The organism is Salinicola endophyticus (assembly GCF_040536835.1).
In the GTDB taxonomy this organism is placed as follows: Bacteria; Pseudomonadota; Gammaproteobacteria; order Pseudomonadales; family Halomonadaceae; genus Salinicola; species Salinicola endophyticus_A.
Genome location: NZ_CP159578.1, coordinates 1,774,358 through 1,790,782, shown reverse-complemented (window position 1 = coordinate 1,790,782; position 16,425 = coordinate 1,774,358). Strand labels below are relative to the sequence as shown.

Here is a 16,425-nt window from a genome sequence, read left to right as displayed (position 1 = left end):
GCCGGGCCGCGTCGCGTCAGGCAATCTCGACGTGCTGGGGCGTGTCGATGCCGCTGATCGCGACGTCGTCGCTCATCGCCGGTTCACTGTCGAAGCTGTCGCTGGTGGCGAGCATCGTGTCGCCGGCGCTCGGCGCGCTGCTGCCACTCGCGCTCGACCCACCGGTGGCGGTCAGCGTGAAGTTGGCCAGGTTCATGGCGCCGCCGTTGAAGGCCAGCCGCAGCACCTGCTCCCCCGCCGCCAGATCGAGCGTGACGCCGTCATTGCTCTGGTAGTTGTTCCAGCCGCCGGTGTTGATCACGCTGGCCGAGGTCGCACTATCGTAGACCTGGCCCGCCTGCGCCACGCTGGCGGTGATGCTGCGCCCGCCGGCGGTGGTGGCGGCAGCGAACGACAGCTGGTAGGTGCCGGCTTCGGCGACATCCAGCGTGTACTCCACCCACTCGCCGTTGTCGATCCACCCGATCGCCTCGCCGTTGCCACGAATGTCGACGCCTTCACCACGGAAATCCGTGCCCAGCTGCGTCTCGCTACTGTCGTGATAGGCCACCCCCTCACCGCCCTGATCGTAGAGCGCGGCCTGCAGGGTGAACTCGTTGTCCACCGTCCAAGGGCTGCCGTCGGCATTGAAAGCGCTCTGGCTGGCCGGTGTCAGGGTGAACGACGCCAGGTTCATGGCGCCGCCGTGGAAGGTCAGACGCAGCGTCTGCTCCCCCGCCTCGAGCATCACCTGGTGGCCCTGGGTAGGCAGGAAAGTGCTCCAGCCACCGGAGTAGCCGACACCCACATCGGCCACGGCATAGACCCCGCTGCCCTGGTCGAAGGTGGCACTGATCGAGCGCGCGGTACCACTCTGGGCCCCCATGGCGGACAGGAAGGAGAGATCGTAGACGCCGGCAGTGTCGACCTCCAGGGTGTACTCCACCCACTCGCCCTCCTCGATCCAGCCGATGGCGTCGCCGTTGCCCTGGATATCGACCCCGGTGTCGCGGAAGCCGGGATTGCCCAGCTGGGTCTCGCTCGAATCCTTGTAGGTCAGGTGCGCTGGCCCCTCGTCGAACAGCGCGGCATCCAGGGTGAGGCCGTCGGCATCCACCGCCCACGGCGTCTGGGTGTCGTTGAACGGCGAGCGTAGCGCCGGTTGGATACCCTGGATCAGATAGACGTTGTCGTTGTAGTCGTAGTTGATCCCGGTGTAGTCCATCACCACGAAGTAGGTATCGGGGATCGCGTTGTGCTCGCTGTCGTAGGCCTGGAACACGCGCACGGTATAACCGCGCTCGATACCCGCATCCTCCGCCGGCGGCGTCCCGCCACCGTGCGGGTTGAGCGAGGGATCGGTGGAGAGGTTGGCGACCGAGATGCCGAAGACGTCGTCGCCGGCCCAGCTGTCGGGGATGCGGCCGCGGTCGAAGGTGGCGGTGGCATAGTTGCCGTTGGCGACATGCGGCAGGAACGACTGGCTGTAGAGCGAGTCGTGATTCATCAGCGAGGTGCGCTCCCCCTTGTCACCCGGTGCGTGCAGCGCCAGCAGCGCGCCGCTGTAGCCGTGCAGCGCCGCGAGCTGGGTCACCTTGGCGCTCTGTACGCCATCGGCCAGTTGCCAGTAGCGCGACAGCACCTCCTCATCGTTGACCGCGCGGTAGAGATCGAAGTCCTGCAGTACCGACTCGCCGCCGCCATCGAGGGTGGAGAGACCGTCGATATGATTCCCGAAGCCGAAGACCCGCCAGATCTCGTTGAGATTGGGCTCCCAGCCGCCCTCGTCGCGGGCCTGCCAGAATCCCGCCAGTTGAATCTGGGTGGTGGGCGTATCGACGTCATTGGAGTGGATCGTCAGCGAACCCTGGAACACGCCGTCGTCGGCGTTGTTGCGCGGCGGGGTGTAGGCCGCACGGTCGAACAGCACCTCGACCGACAGCGCGGCCCCCGGCGCCAGCACCCGCCCTTCGAGGGCATCGGGATCGCTCAGCCGGAAGGGGCCATCCAGCGTCGCCCCGGTCAGGGTCAGGTCGCCGCTGCCATGATTGGTGACGATGACCGTACCGCTGTCCTTGTACTCCCGGGCCTCCGGTGAGGTGCCGGTGGCGTGGTTCTCCTCGAGATAGTTGAAGGCGAGCCGATCGCTGAAGAAGGCGGGGTCGGCGCTGACTGCGCTGATCTTGCCATCGGCGGCCACGCTGAGCGGCTCGTCGGGCACGCGCAGCAGATCGATATCGGGACCATTGGCCTTGGGCGCGGTCACCGCGATGGTATTGCTGCCGGCGGTGAGGGTCACCTGCACGGTCTGGTAGACCCAGTCGCTCACCGTGGCGCTCTTGGCCGGAAAATTGACCGCCGGATAGTCGCTGCCGTTGACCTCCATTGCCAGCGGCCGATCGGCCTTGCCGGTGGTCAGCGAGTAGCGAAAGCCGATCTCGTAGACACCGCTGCGCGCGACCTCCACCTGCCAGCTCAGGGTCTGATCACTGCTGCCGACGAAATCGACATAGCCCTCACCGGAGGCGTCGCGGTCGCTGACCGTCGACGGTACCACCACAGCACCGCCCTCAAGCGTGGCACTCTCCGCTTCGTAGAAGGTGTAGCCCGGGGTGGTGTCGTGCACCAGCACCTCGAGCTGATCGATATTGGGGCCGGTGTTATTGACCGAGCGCAGCGTGACGCTGTTGGCGCCGGCTAGCAGCGTTGCCGGGATATCCAGCGTCTGCCAGGTGTTCCAGGCCGCATTGCCACTGCTCATCCCGGTCGGCGGCGCGAAGCCGTAGGTGCCCACGCTCTCGCCGTTGACGAAGACCTCCAGCGGGCGCTCGCCGGAGCCCCCGTTGGCGTAGCGCACCCGCAGTACCGCAGCACCGGCGTCGCCCGTCGCGACATCGACGTCGAAGGTGATGAAGTCGTTGTTGGTGCTGCCGAAATCGGCATAGCCGCCGACCACACCGTCGCTGTCATCGGTATTGCCATCCAGGCCATAGGCCCCCGGGCGCACGCCGGAGGCGGTGCCGACATTGGCCGAGGCCGGCTCGGGGTTGTCGCCGTCACGGATCACGATCTGGACGCCGGCGCCGCTGGCGATGGTCGCCAGGTTGTCGTCCTCGGCCTGGATCGTGGCCACGCTCTTGAGATCGTCGCCCGGCACCACGACGTCGCCGGGGACCGGGTCGAGACGAATGATCTGACTCTGGCCGTTGGTACGATTGAGCGTCATGAGATAGAGCTGTCCTGTCAGCGGGTTCTGAATGATATCCAGCGGGTCGACGAAGCTGATCACCTTGCCGTCGGGGTCGCGCAGCACGCTGTCGCCGCTGACCTTGCCGTCGGCATCCAGGGTGATCCAGCGAATGTCGTCACCACCGGAGTACTCGACGAACAGCAGGCTCCCCTTGAGCGTGGCGCCGAAGACCCCGCTGGTGTATTCGATCGCCCCGTTGGGCGAGCGATTGGTCCCCAGCGAGTAGGCATCCTCGCCGCGGTAGTTGGGGTCGGGCTGGGTGCCCACCGGATACTCGTCGGTCTCGTTGAGATCCTTGCCGCTGGTCGGATTGCCGCCGTTGAGCACGTACTCGTCGTGCAGCGGATTGGGATGACCGTAGTAGCCGCCCTTCTCGATCTGGAACAGGAAGTCGTCTTCGATACCGACGTTGATCAGCCCCTCGTTCACCGCCGTCGCCGGATCGTCCGGCGTGCTGCCGCCTGCCGCCGAGCCATTGGTGGGCAGGTAGAGCGAACCGTTGGAGTGCCACACCAGGTCGTAGGCGTTGCGAATGCCGGTGGCGTAGATCTTGAGCACCGCATCGACGGCATAGGGGTCGTAGTACTGGATCAGCAGGTTGCCGTCGGCATCCTGCATGCTGGCGGTGCCGTTGGCGGCGAATACCAGATACTGCCCCCCACCCATGTCGATCGGGCCGTTCTTGAGATCGCCGTCGCTATCCGGATAGCGGGTGTTGGAGCCGTCGCTGGGTAGCGGTTCGGTGGAGACGTCGAAGCCCCCCGGCGGTGCCTCGCGGTAGGGGTCGATCTCGAGCACGGCCGCATTGAGCAGGCGCTCGGGCCGATTGCCCCAGGCGCTGTCGTCCTGGCCCATGGCGGTATTGGCCCCCTGGGAGACATACATCAGATAGGGCGGCACGTCGGGGTTGGTGAGCGCGTCGTAGGCCGGGTTGGCGTGGAACACCAGGCTGTTGGTGACGTGGTCACCGTTGGAGCGCGGCAGCCCAGTGATGTAGGTCTGGGCGCTACCGCTGAACACGGTGTCGTCGGGATCCAGCGTGATCTTGCTCACCCGGCCGCTGAAGTCGGGTACGCCGTTGTCGCGCCCGGTCAGTGGAATCGGGTAGTTGTCGGTGACCCAGATCACGTCGGGATCGGTCGGGTCGAAGGTCAGGCCGATGATGCCGCGGGCGCCAGCATCATCCTGGAAGTAGTTCAGCGCCAGAGTCTGCTCGTGGGACAGGGCGCCGGTGATCGGATCGATATCGAAGCGTCTGATCTCGCCGCTCATGGTCGAGACGTAGAGCTTGCTGCTGTCCGGCGACAGCGTCATCGAGGTGAACTGATAGGCGTTGTCCTCGGCGCCGTTCAGCTCCACGGTCGAGTTGAAGGCCACTTCGCTGTCCGGGACTTCGGCCTCGGCACCGGTGACGAAGGTGGTGGTGAACTTCTGGAAGTCACGGGTCGGCGCCGCGGTGTCGGTGTTGCTGCCACGATCCTGGAAACCATCGATCACCAGGGTATAGCTGGTGTAGGGGTCGAGCCCATCCACCGGCGAGATGGTCAGGGAGTCGAAGCCACCGGTGGTATTTATGTTGAACGCCACCGCCTCCCCGGTAACGGTGTTGAAAAGCCGCACCGAGCCGTCCTGCAGGCTCTCCAGCAGTGCGCCGCCACGCCCTTCCACCACCGAGATACCGATGAAGATATCCGAGGTGGGATCGATCCCCACAGGCGGGCTGCCGTCGCTCGGCTGCAGGTCGACCTCGACCTGATTCTGACCGACCCCGGCCACCGCACGCGGATCGGTGAAGTGGGCGTAGTCGAGCGGCGCGGCGCGATCGTCGTCGGGCGTGAGATCGGGCAGCGGCTGGATCTCGAGGTACTGGATCTCGGTATTGGCGCTGTCGGCGCCGATCGAGTCCAGCGTCAGACGGCCGTCGGTGACATGCACCACCTTGGTGATCAGCGTGGAGCGATAGCCCTGGCTGTCATCGGCGGGGTTGGGATCGGCGGGAAAGCCATCCGGGCGCATCGGCACCAGACGCCCGAAAGCCTCGCCTTCGGCGTTGATCACGTTGACGCTGTCGTAGCGGCCACCGCTGTCGCCGAGCGAGAGGGTGACTTCGTAGTAGCCATCCTCGAGTTCGATCTCCCAGCCGGCGTGCTGCGCGTAACCCGGCTTGGCAAAACCGGCGTAGGTCGCCTGCAGGCCGTCGACACCGGCCAGCGTGCCGGCGCGATTGCCAAGTGCATCGGGATCCTGGCCGCTGATGCCCATCGGCGTGGTGCCATTGGCGGTGCCGTCGGCGATCGACGCCTCGGTGACCCAGCCGTAGGCGTGCGTCTTGCCATCGACCTGAAGCGATTGGGCACCGAAGGCGAGACCGGTGTCGGCCACATAGCCCTCGGGCGTGGCCGCATTCGCCGGCTGGAAGTTGATCTTGATCACCGGGCGCTCGCCCGGCTCGACCACCGCATCGACCACATGGTGCACCTCGAGCTTGTCGATATTGGGGCCGCCGGCGCCGATGTTCTCCAGGCGAATGGCGTTGTTGCCCGCCGCCAGCGTCACTGCGTAGTGCACCTCGGTCCAGTTCTCCCAGCCGCTCGCGCCATCGCCGGTGGAGACGAAGGCGACCTTGCCCTGGGATTCACCGGCGACGACCACCTTCATCTCCTGAGTATCACTGGCGCCATTGGCATAGCGCACCACCAGGTCGTAGGTGCCAGCCTGCACCACCGAGACCTGAAAAGTGGCGGCATCGCCCGCCTGCTCCCCCATGTCGAGATAGCCGCTACCGCTGTAGTCACCCCAGAGCCCATCGCTGCCGGCGGCAGGATCACTCTCCGGATGGCTGGCATCGCGTACCACGGTGTCCGCCGGCGAGCTGCCGTCGTCGCGCCCCATCGCTTCACCTTCGATGCTGGCGACCAGGGTCGGCGGAGTGGTCATCTCCCCGACATAGTCGAAGGCGATTTGATCGATGTTGGGACCATTGGGGACGCCGCCCTCGGCGGCGCTGGGCAGGCTCAGGGTCAGCGCGTTAGTGCCGGCCGACAGCGGAAGCGTCACCTGCACCTCGCGCCAGCTGGCCCAGCCACCGGTAGGCGGGAACGACACCAGCATGGCGGCGCCGTTGTCCAGGTTGAGCAGCAGCGGGCGGTCGCCACTACCGCCATTGGCGTAACGAATGGTGGCGGTGTAGAGCCCCTCGACGCTGGGCTCGGCGTGGAAAATGACGCTGTCTCCGGGGTTGGTGCCCAGATCGACATAGCTGTCGCCGATCGCCCCGGCGCGATGACTGCCACCGGCATCGGGGTGCGCGGCGTCGACCACGCGGGTCAGGGACGGGTCCGTGCTCGCGCCCAGGTCATGGATCTCGACCCGGCCGGTATCCTCGGCCTGCAGAGTGAAGCTGGGCGGCATGCCGACCGCCGCCTTCACCAGCGACAGCGCCAGGCTGTCGACATTGGGCCCCTCCGCCAGCAGATTCTCCATGCGGATGCGATGGCTACCGGCCTCCAGCGCCAGTGTCAGCGTCGCATGGTTCCAGGTCTCCCAGCCGGCACTGCCGCTGCCGGTACCGGTGAAGCCGAGCACGCCCTGCGCCTCGCCATCCACCTTGACCGCCATCGGTCGCGAGGTGGTGGCACTGCCGCTGACCGCGTAGCGCACGTCGAGCTGATAGATGCCAGCGGTCTCCACCGTCACATCGAAGTAGGCGGCATCCCCCACCTGGCTTCCCATGTCGAGATAGCCGCTGCCACTGTGGCCGTTCCACAGCCCGTCGCTGCCCGCCGCCGGGCTGCTCTCGCGGTGATCCGCGTCGCGCACCCCGGTATCCGCCAGCGAGCTGCCGTCATCGGCGATCAGCGAGGTCCCCTGCAGCGTATAGACATCGCTGGACCAGCCCTCGTCGTTGACGATCTCCAGCGCCTGGGTCTGGGCGCTACCCAGGATCGTGGTACCGGCCCCATTCACCGCCTCGATCTTGAGCAGCGCGCCGCCACGCCCGGTGTCCTCATCCAGCGCCACGCGATAGGGCGTGATGAAGGTGCTGTGCTGCTGCTGGTTGCCGCCGGCATCATCGAGCGTGACCACCACCCCTCTGACCTGACTGGCGCTGAAATCGGCACCGTCGAGCGGCGTCACCTGCAAGCGATAGCCGTCACCGATCAGCTCGCGCGTCACCGCATCGCCAGGCGCCAACGTCCTGACGAGGGTTCCGGATTGGGCATCGACAATGGCAAGCGAGAACATGGATAGCGCCCCTACGCAAGGAGTGAAGGGTCAAGTTGCGGCGCCTGAATCACGCTCGCACAGTCCCGGGAAACGATAGAGAAGACCCGCCGATCCCGGCGGATGGGTATATCGTCCCATCACCGAGCCATGGGGCGGCTGACACCACGGCTCGAGGGCGGGACTAAAGTCTGACTGGACGGAAACTAACCCGTCGCTGAAGCCTGCGAAAGTTGAAACTTCTCCCACCTCGAAGGTGAGTTTCAGGAAATGGATAACGCCGATCCAATGACGCCGCTCGGCGCCAAATCCGAGGCCGTTGATTTATCGAAAGTCGTTGCCATAAACCGTATTAACATTTCATTACTAACGTCAGAACAACCAAATCTCTCGTGAACGCAGCATGAGAAACATCAGACTAGATAACAGAAACAAAACCGCCTTGAATCGCCACTTCAGCGCGGTTGTTCTAGGCACACAGGCATCAGGCAGACGCACAAAGCCTTCGATACACGATTAAAAATCATTGATTTTTATATAGAATTCCCGCTCAAGACAACATCGATACAATCGACACCTGATAAAATTCACCGAAGCCCCGGGCTTGCAAATATCTTCACAATCTCCGCATTCTGACGCCGAAAAAGCGCCCTTCCCAGGCGCCCCACGCCACTTCACTGGGCCATCATGTGAATCGACCCCCGTCAAAGACAGCCATGCATCAAGCGCTGATCGCTTGTCGCAACTCGTTTCTTTGCGTGCTGTTCTTCAGTTTGTTCATCAACCTGCTGATGCTGGTTCCCTCGATTTACATGCTGCAGGTCTATGATCGGGTCATCACCACACGCAGCCCCGAAACGCTGACCATGCTGACCCTGGTCGTGCTCTATCTGTTCGCGATCATGGGCGGCCTGGAGGTAGTGCGCTCACGCATTCTGGTGCGGGTCGGCAATCGCTTCGATCGTGCGCTGAGCGAGCCGCTCTATCAGGCCGCTTTCCAGCGCGCCTTGGCGAGCGCCGGAAAGCCCTCGGCACAGGCATTCAGCGATCTCGCCACGCTGCGTCAGTTCATCGCCGGCAATGCCCTGTTCGCCTTTTTCGATGCCCCGTGGATACCGCTCTATATCGGCCTGCTGACACTCTTCCACCCCTGGTTCGGCGCCTTTGCCACCGCCGCGGGGATCATCCTGATGGGCCTGGCGTGGATCAACGAGAAGAGCACCCAGAGACTGCTCGGCGAAGCCAACCGCGCCCATGCGCAGGCCCAGGAGATGGCGGCGAGCAATCTGCGCAATGCCGAAGTGATCCAGGCCATGGGCATGCTGCCCAACCTCCACCAGCGCTGGCAGCAGTGCCAGCAGGCCTATCTGCTGCACCAGTCACACGCCAGTGACCGCGCCGGGGTGTTGAGCAATCTCTCCAAGACCCTGCGGGTGACCTTCCAATCGCTGGTCCTGGGTCTGGGCGCGCTGCTGGTCATCGAAGGCAGCCTGACCGGGGGCATGATGATCGCCGGCTCGATTCTGATGGGGCGGGCGCTGGCGCCGATCGATCAGATGATCGGGGGCTGGAAGGGCTTCATTCAGGCGCGCGCCGCCCATGCCCGGCTCGACGCGCTGCTGGCCAAGCTGCCCGCCGAGAGCGAGCGCATGCCGCTGCCGGCACCGACCGGCGACGTGGCGCTGAGCGCGGTGAGCGCCGCCCCGCCGGGGGCGCAGGCGGCCACGCTGCACGAGATCGCCTTCCACTGCGTGCCGGGTGAGCACGTCGCCATCGTCGGCCCCAGCGCCGCCGGCAAGTCGACCCTGGCACGCGTGCTGCTGGGCGTCTGGCCGGTGCAGCAGGGCGAGGTGCGCCTGGGCGGCAGCGACATCGCCCAGTGGCCGCGGGAACGCCTTGGCCCCCACCTCGGCTATCTGCCGCAGGACGTCGAGCTGTTCGACGGCAGTATCGGCGACAACATCGCCCGCTTCGGCCCGCTCGATCCCGCCGAAGTGCTCAAGGCGGCGCACAAGGCAGGGGTCCACGACATGATCCTGCACCAGGCGCAGGGCTACGACACGCTCATCCAGGGTAGTGGCGGCGTGCTCTCCGGCGGCCAGCGTCAGCGTCTCGGGCTGGCGCGAGCGCTCTACGGCTCACCGTGTGTGGTGGTTCTCGACGAGCCCGATGCGCATCTCGACACCCTCGGCGAGCGCGCCCTGATCGCCTGCCTGGCACAGCTCAAGCGCGAGGGCACGACGCTGTTCGTGGTCACGCATACCCCGGCCATTCTCGATCACGTCGATCGCGTCATTCAGCTGGAAGCCGGACGCATCGTGCGCATCGATGCCCGCACCCGACCCGATACGCCTACCACCAGTGGCGGCGTACAGGCGTTGCGCCTGCGTGCCCGCGGCCGTGTCGGCGACGCCGTGGCCACGACGCGCCCCCCACAGGAGTCCTCGCCCTCATGAGTTCCGCCACCACACCCCTGTCACTCGGCCCTGGTCCTGGACATGGTCCTAGACATGGCCCCGGCACATCGTCGGGCGGCGCCCCGACCCATGACCGCACCACCTGCCGCGCCGGTCTCGCTCTGCTGGCGATCGCCCTGGGCGGTTTCGTGCTGTGGGCGACCAGCGCCGATCTGGCGGTCGCGGTGGTCGCCCCCGGCACCGTCACGGTCGAGGGCGCGACCAAGAAGATCCAGCACTTCGAGGGTGGCATCGTCAAACGCATCCTGGTCAGCGATGGCGACCACGTGAAGGCCGGCCAGACCCTGATCGTGCTCGACGACACCCAGCCGCTCTCCAAGCTGGCGATCGCGCAGTCCGAGTACCGTATCGCGCTGGCCAGCGAGATCCGTCTCAACGCCGAGCAGGCCGATCGTGACACGCTCGAGTTTCCCGCCGGCCTGCTGGATGACCCATCTCCCCGGGTACGGGCGGTGGTCGATGTCCAGCGTCGGCTGTTCGAAGTGCGCCGCAAATCCCAGGCCGACGCACTCGCGGCGCTCGACGAGAAAGCGCGCCAGATGAACCAGCAGATTGCCGGTCTGGAGTCGCTGCAGCGCATCAACCGCTCGCGCATCGCCTCGCTCAGCGGCGAAGCCGGCGACTACCGCACGCTGTTCAGCGAAGGGCTGGGAGACAACCAGCATCTGCGCGAGCTGGAGCGCCAGGTGCTGCAGTATCGCGGCGAGAATGCCCAGCACGCCGCCGAGGTGGCACAGCTGCGCTCGCAGATCAGCGAGAACGGCCTGCAGCAGGAGATTCAGCGTCAGGAGTACCACCAGAAGGTGGGCGAGGAGCTGAAGACGGTACAGGCACAGGTGACCGATGCCCAGGAACGCATCACCGCCCTCGGCGACCAGGTGACCCGGACCACCATCGCGGCCCCGGTCTCCGGCACCGTGGTCGGTTCGCAGATCCATACCCAGGGTGCGGTGATCCGCTCGGGGGATACTCTGATGGAGATCGTCCCCGCCGACGAGGCTTTCGTGGTCGAGGCGCGCATACCCGATCGCGACATCGACAACGTGCATGCCGGACAACCCGCCGAGATACGTTTCAGCGCCTTCAACCAGCGCCTGACCCAGGTGGTGCCCGGCGAGGTCGCCCATGTCTCCGCGGATACCTTCGAGGACGAGGCCACCCGGGCCCACTACTACAAGGCGCGCATTCGAGTCACCAGCGCTGGCCAGGCCCAGATCAACGCCTCGATGCAGCTACTTGCGGGCATGCCCGCGGAGGTGATGCTGCAGACCGGCGAACGGACCTTCGCCAGCTATCTGCTGAAGCCGTTCGACGACATGCTCGCCCGCGCGCTGCGAGAAGAGTGATGCGCCGCGACTCAGCCATGTCGCCCCCGCTTCTCCCCCTCTGGCGTCTGGCCCTTCGACATCTGCCACGGCTGGCCCTGGGCCTTGCGCTGAGCGGCAGCGTGCTGGCGCAGCCCGACTCGCCAGCGCTGCCACCACTGCCGGCGCTGGTGGGTCTCGCCCTCGACAACGACAGCGGCCTGCGCAGCCGGCGCCTCGACAGCCGCGCGGTGGCGCAGGAGATTGCGATGGCGCGCGCGCGTCTGCGCCCGCAGGTCAGCGCCAATGCCGCCTACCGCATGAGCGATGCCGACAATATCTATACCCGTAACCCCGACGACTACCCCGATGCCGACTACGCCCAGCGGGTCTCCGGACGCACCCGCGACAGCAGCTGGGGCCTGCGCCTGAGCCAGCCGCTGTTCGACCTCGAGCGCTGGCGTCAGGTCGACAAGGCCGGTACCCAGGTGGATGCGGCAACGCTCGAGGTGGCGGTGGCCGAACGCGATCTCGCGCTACGGGTCATCGATAGTTATCTGGACGCCTATCAGGCCTCACGCAAGGTTGGCCTGCTGATCGCCCAGCGCGAGGCGCTGGTACTGCAGCAGCGCCAGGCCCAGCGCGCCTACGAGCTGGGCGTGGGCGATCGCATCAACCTGCTCGAATCGCAGTCGCGGCTGGATCAGGCGATCGCCGATCAGACCGCCGCCGAGAGCGACATGGCCAATGCGGTCAGCGATCTCGAACGTCTCAGCGGCGCCACGCTCGACTTTGCCCCAGCGCTGATCGAGCCGCCGCAGACCCTGCCCCTGGATCCCGAGCCCCGCCCGCTGAACGCTCTGCTGGCGCTGACCGATGGCAATCCCCAGGTCGAACTGGCCGCGCGCCGTCAGCGGGTCGCCCAGGCGGATACCGATCTGCGCCACGCAGCACGCTACCCCAAGGTCGACCTGGTGCTCGACTACAACGATCTCGATAGCGACGATCCGCTGCGCACCAGTCGCGACCTGAGCGCCGGGGTCGAGGTCGATCTGCCGCTCTATCAGGGGGGCTACACCACCGCCAGCATCCGCCAGGCCGAGTTCAGCGCCCTGGCCGGCGCCGCTGCGCTCGACGACGAACAGCGCCTGGCCCAGCAGGAGGTGCGCAAGCGCCTGCGCGGCATGCAGGCGGATCAGCGCCAGCTCCAGGCGCTGCAGCGCTCGACCGAATCGGCAAGCCTGTTCCTGGCCGCTGCCCAGCGCGGCGCGGCGCTCGGGCTGCGCGATCTGGTCGATGTTCTGGATGCGCGCTCGTCGCTCTACGATCTGCGCATTCGCTATGTCGAGTCGGTGTGTGCCTATCTGCGCGATCGCGCCCATCTCGATGCCGCCATCGGCGGACTCGACTCGGCATCGATCACCGCGCTCTTCAGCGTGCTCGGGCGTCTCGAGCGCCATGATCGAGCGCTACCGCCTCTCAGCTAGCGGCGCGACCGGCTTCTGCTACCTTGGCGGTAAGCACTCGCGCCGCAGACGGCGTGACGACTCACCTTGGCTCAAGGAAGATTCCCATGATGACGCTACCGCTCTGGTGCCTGCTGATCACCGCCCTGCTCCCCTTCTGGCTGGCCTTCTGGGGCAGCGCCGTACGGCGGCGCGCCCCCGGCGGCCTCGACAATCATCATCCGCGCCAGCAGTACGCCACTCTGGAAGGCAAGGGCGCACGCCTGTGGGCCGCCCAGCAGAACGCCTGGGAGGCGCTGGCGCTGTTTACCGCGGCGGTGGTCGCCTATGGCTACGCCGGCGGTGGGGGCTGGCTGGGCAGCGCCGCCTGTCTCGTGTTCGTGCTCGCGCGGATTGCCCATGGCGTGTGCTACGCGCTGGACCTGGCAACGCTGCGCTCGACGGTGTTCATCGTCGCCTTTCTCGCGGCGCTGAGCCTGTTCGCCCTGGCGCTCCTGTGAGCGCCGCGGCCAGGACACGACATGCCCGGGCCAGGTTCAAGTTTTAGCCCATGGCGTCGATAAGATTCGGGTTAAGGACGCGCTATCCTTGCCAGAGACCGAGATCCATACCCCATGCCCATCGACGACGACGCTCTCCTCGGCCGGAATTCCGGCGAGGCGCTGCCAGCCACGCAGGAGGTCGACCTCGGCACGGCCACGGCGTCGAACGGTCCCGAGGGGGCACGCGGGTGGCCGCTGGATGCGCTGACGATACTCGACCTGGTTCCCTGGCACTGGTCGCTCCCGGACACCTTCTGCCGGCTGCTCTCGTCGGGCGTGGCGCATGACGCGGCACCGACCCAGCTGAACTTCCGCGAGCTGCTGCGCCCAATGACACCCGCGGAGCGTCAGCGCCTGGTGCATCAATGGCGACGCCTGATCTGCGGCCTCGACGACCGCTTCGATCTCACCCTGCAGCCCGATCGTCGTCACCCCGAGCTGCGCTGGCGAATCCGCGGCGCAGTGACGCTGCGCACTGCGGAGGGCTATCCGCTGGCTGCCACCGGCATGCGTGAAGTGGTAGCCGAGGACAACGTCTGCGATATCGGCAGTCGCGTGCGCGCGCATGCGTTCGTTGCCTCCCGCGATCCGATGCTGGTGGTCGGCGAACAGTGGCAGATTCTCGAGGTCAACGACGCCTTTCTCGAACTTGGCAGCCGGCCGCTCAGCGACATCCTGGGTCAACCGCTCAACCGCTACGTCAGCGCCAACGCACTCTCCTCGCCGCCAGCCACGGCGGTCAGCCGCGAGCGCAGCCACCACCACGAGGGGGTGTTCGATGCCGGCAGCGGCGATGCCATCCCGGTCGAGCTGACGCTGAGTGACTTCACCCTCGGCGATAGCCACCAGGTGCACTATATTGCCGTGCTGCGCGACATCTCGGCACGCAAGCGCTCGGAGCGCGAGCTGGAGCACCTGGCGAGCATCGACACCCTGACCCAGTTGCCCAACCGCGCCACCCTGCAGTACGCACTGAAGCGTCAACTGCGCCAGGTCTCGCCGATCCACGCCCTGGCGGTGCTGTTCATCGACCTCGACGGCTTCAAGCACATCAATGACTCGCTCGGCCATCAGGCCGGCGACACCCTGCTACGGATCATGGTCAAGCGCCTGCGCGCCACCCTGCGCAGCCGCGATCTGATTGCGCGCTGGGGCGGTGACGAGTTCGTGGTGGTGATCGACGTAGGCGGCGACCGCCAGCTGGCCCCGCGGATCACCCGGCGTCTGCTGGAAGTCCTGGCCCAGCCGATGGTGATCGGCGGTCATCAGATCAGCGTCACCGCCAGCATCGGCATCGTCCACGCACCATTCGACGGCAAGGATAGCGAGACCCTGCTCAAGCACGCCGACGTCGCCATGTACGCGGCCAAGGACAAGGGCAAGAACGCCTTTGCGATCTACCACGACCAGCTCAAGCATCACGATCTGGAAAAGATGTCGATGCTCTCGCTGCTGCGCGACGCGATCGCCCAGGAGACGCTCGACTTCCTGGTCCAGCCCAAGTTCGATCAGCACAGCCGGATCGTCGGCGCCGAGCTGCTGGCCCGCTGGCACACCGAGAGCCACGGCCAGGTACCGCCCAGTACCTTCGTGCCCCTGGCCGAGCACAACGGCATGGCCAGCGCCCTCGGCACCCTGGCGATCGAGCACGCAGCGCGCGGCGCCGCACGGCTGGCGGCCAGCGGCCAGGCCATTCCGGTGGCGGTCAACATCTCGGCGCTGCACGTGATGGACGAGGCGCTGCCGGAGACCCTGCGCAGCGCTTGCCGCCGCCACGCCATCCCCACCGAACTGATCGAGCTGGAAGTGACCGAGTCGGTCTTTCTGGAGAATACCCGAGCCCCCGAGGCACGCATCGAGGAGCTGCGCAGACAAGGCTTTCGCGTGGCCATGGATGACTTCGGTGCCGGCTACTCGTCGCTGGGCTATCTCAAGCGTCTGCCGTTCGACACCATCAAGATCGACCGCAGTTTCCTCAGCGACCTGGAGGCGGACCCGCGTTCGCGCCACCTACTCGAGGGTATCGTGGGGCTATGCGACCTACTCGGCTTGGACACCATCGCCGAGGGGGTCGAGACGCAGGCCCAGTGGCAGTTGCTGCAGGCGCTGGGCATCAAGCAGTACCAAGGCTTCTTCCTGGGCCGACCGATGCCCATGGAGGCCCTGCTCGAACGCCTCGGCGCCTGCGCCGACGGCACTGGCCGCGCTCCCCGGGGCAGGCTAAGGTAGGGCTCCACCCGCTGCCCGAGAGCGCTCTATGTCGTTGACGCTGAGTCTGGTCGCTCCAGCCTCGTTCACCGCCCCCGAACTGCTAGATCAAGCCGCCGAGGCGCTGGCCGAGCTCGACATCGGCGTGCGTTTTCCGCCACAGCTGCAGGCGCGCTGCCGCTATCTCGCCGGGGACGTGGCCCACCGCCTGGCGGTACTGCAGGCCGCCTACGCCGACCCCGACACCGACGCGGTGTGGGCCGTGCGCGGCGGCTATGGCTGCGCCCATCTGGCCACCGAGATCGACTGGTCGCGCCTGCCGCCCAAACCGCTGATCGGCTACTCCGATCTCAGCGTGTTGCTGAGTCAGTGCCTGCGCCACGGCCTGCCGGCGATCCACGGCCCGGTGATGAAAGAGGGGCTCAAGCTAGTGGCCGACGAGCCGGCGGTACGCACCGCCAGCCGCCGCGACCTGGAGGCGCTCAAGGGCCTGCTGCAGGGCGCAGCGCCCCCCAGCGTGGCGCTGACCGCGATCACCGCGGCATCTGACCACCGCAGCAGTGGCCCGCTGGTGGGGGGGAATCTGGCGGTACTGGCGAGCGTAGCCGGCACGCCGCTAGCGTTTCGCGCACCGCCGGGGGCCATCGTCATCCTCGAGGATGTCGGCGAGCCCTACTATCGTCTCGAGCGCGACCTGTGGCAGTTGGCACAATCCGGCGCCCTCGACGCGGCGAGCGCGGTCTGCCTGGGCACCTTCGAAGGTTGCGAGCCCTACGCCGATCTGCGCCTCGAAACGCTGTTCGAGACCTGGCTCACGCCGCGCGGCATCCCCCTTTTCAGCGGCCTGCCCATCGGTCACGGCCGCGACAACCTGCCCTGGCGCTACGGCGCGCCGGCCAGCATCGTCGACTCACGCCTGCACTTCTCGGCCTGAGAGCTGAACGCCGTGCACAAAAACACACGGCGCCACCCCAA

Annotated in this window: 7 protein-coding genes; 6 read left to right on the top strand and 1 reads right to left on the bottom strand. The window is 66.5% G+C overall.

Annotated features, from left to right (window positions below; all coding sequences use genetic code 11):
• Positions 1 to 16 precede the first annotated feature (16 nt).
• Positions 17 to 7,474, bottom strand: a complete 7,458-nt coding sequence (locus ABV408_RS08135) for a carbohydrate-binding protein (protein WP_353981913.1) — start codon at positions 7,472 to 7,474, stop codon at positions 17 to 19.
• A gap of 695 nt (positions 7,475 to 8,169) precedes the next feature.
• Between ABV408_RS08135 and ABV408_RS08130 the strand changes: the two genes are divergently transcribed.
• The 6 genes from ABV408_RS08130 to ABV408_RS08105 all read left to right on the top strand — a co-directional run bounded on the left by ABV408_RS08130 (position 8,170) and on the right by ABV408_RS08105 (position 16,384).
• Entirely contained in the window at positions 8,170 to 9,909 is a 1,740-nt protein-coding gene (locus ABV408_RS08130) for a type I secretion system permease/ATPase (protein ID WP_353981912.1), read from the top strand.
• Positions 9,906 to 11,276 carry an HlyD family type I secretion periplasmic adaptor subunit gene (locus tag ABV408_RS08125; RefSeq protein WP_353981911.1) on the top strand — a complete coding sequence of 457 codons (1,371 nt, stop codon included), beginning with the start codon at positions 9,906 to 9,908 and terminating at the stop codon, positions 11,274 to 11,276. The genes ABV408_RS08130 and ABV408_RS08125 overlap by 4 nt, the downstream gene beginning before the upstream one ends.
• A 17-nt stretch (positions 11,277 to 11,293) precedes the next feature.
• Entirely contained in the window at positions 11,294 to 12,721 is a 1,428-nt protein-coding gene (locus ABV408_RS08120) for a TolC family protein (RefSeq protein WP_353981910.1), read from the top strand.
• Between the two features lie 86 nt (positions 12,722 to 12,807).
• A complete protein-coding gene (locus ABV408_RS08115) occupies positions 12,808 to 13,200 on the top strand; it encodes an MAPEG family protein (protein WP_353981909.1) in 393 nt (130 codons plus the stop codon).
• Between the two features lie 114 nt (positions 13,201 to 13,314).
• Positions 13,315 to 15,471, top strand: a complete 2,157-nt coding sequence (locus ABV408_RS08110; protein WP_353981908.1) for an EAL domain-containing protein — start codon at positions 13,315 to 13,317, stop codon at positions 15,469 to 15,471.
• A 28-nt stretch (positions 15,472 to 15,499) separates the two neighbouring features.
• Complete coding sequence (locus tag ABV408_RS08105) at positions 15,500 to 16,384, top strand: LD-carboxypeptidase (RefSeq protein ID WP_353981907.1); 885 nt, start codon at positions 15,500 to 15,502, stop codon at positions 16,382 to 16,384.
• Positions 16,385 to 16,425 lie beyond the last annotated feature (41 nt).

Excerpts from the sequence above, each read along its gene's own strand:
- ABV408_RS08125 (WP_353981911.1), top strand. The coding sequence starts at position 9,906 with ATGAGTTCCGCCACCACACCCCTGTCACTCGGCCCTGGTCCTGGACAT.
- ABV408_RS08135 (WP_353981913.1), bottom strand. The coding sequence starts at position 7,474 with ATGTTCTCGCTTGCCATTGTCGATGCCCAATCCGGAACCCTCGTCAGG.
- ABV408_RS08105 (WP_353981907.1), top strand. The coding sequence starts at position 15,500 with ATGTCGTTGACGCTGAGTCTGGTCGCTCCAGCCTCGTTCACCGCCCCC.
- ABV408_RS08110 (WP_353981908.1), top strand. The coding sequence starts at position 13,315 with ATGCCCATCGACGACGACGCTCTCCTCGGCCGGAATTCCGGCGAGGCG.
- ABV408_RS08120 (WP_353981910.1), top strand. The coding sequence starts at position 11,294 with ATGTCGCCCCCGCTTCTCCCCCTCTGGCGTCTGGCCCTTCGACATCTG.
- ABV408_RS08115 (WP_353981909.1), top strand. The coding sequence starts at position 12,808 with ATGATGACGCTACCGCTCTGGTGCCTGCTGATCACCGCCCTGCTCCCC.
- ABV408_RS08130 (WP_353981912.1), top strand. The coding sequence starts at position 8,170 with ATGCATCAAGCGCTGATCGCTTGTCGCAACTCGTTTCTTTGCGTGCTG.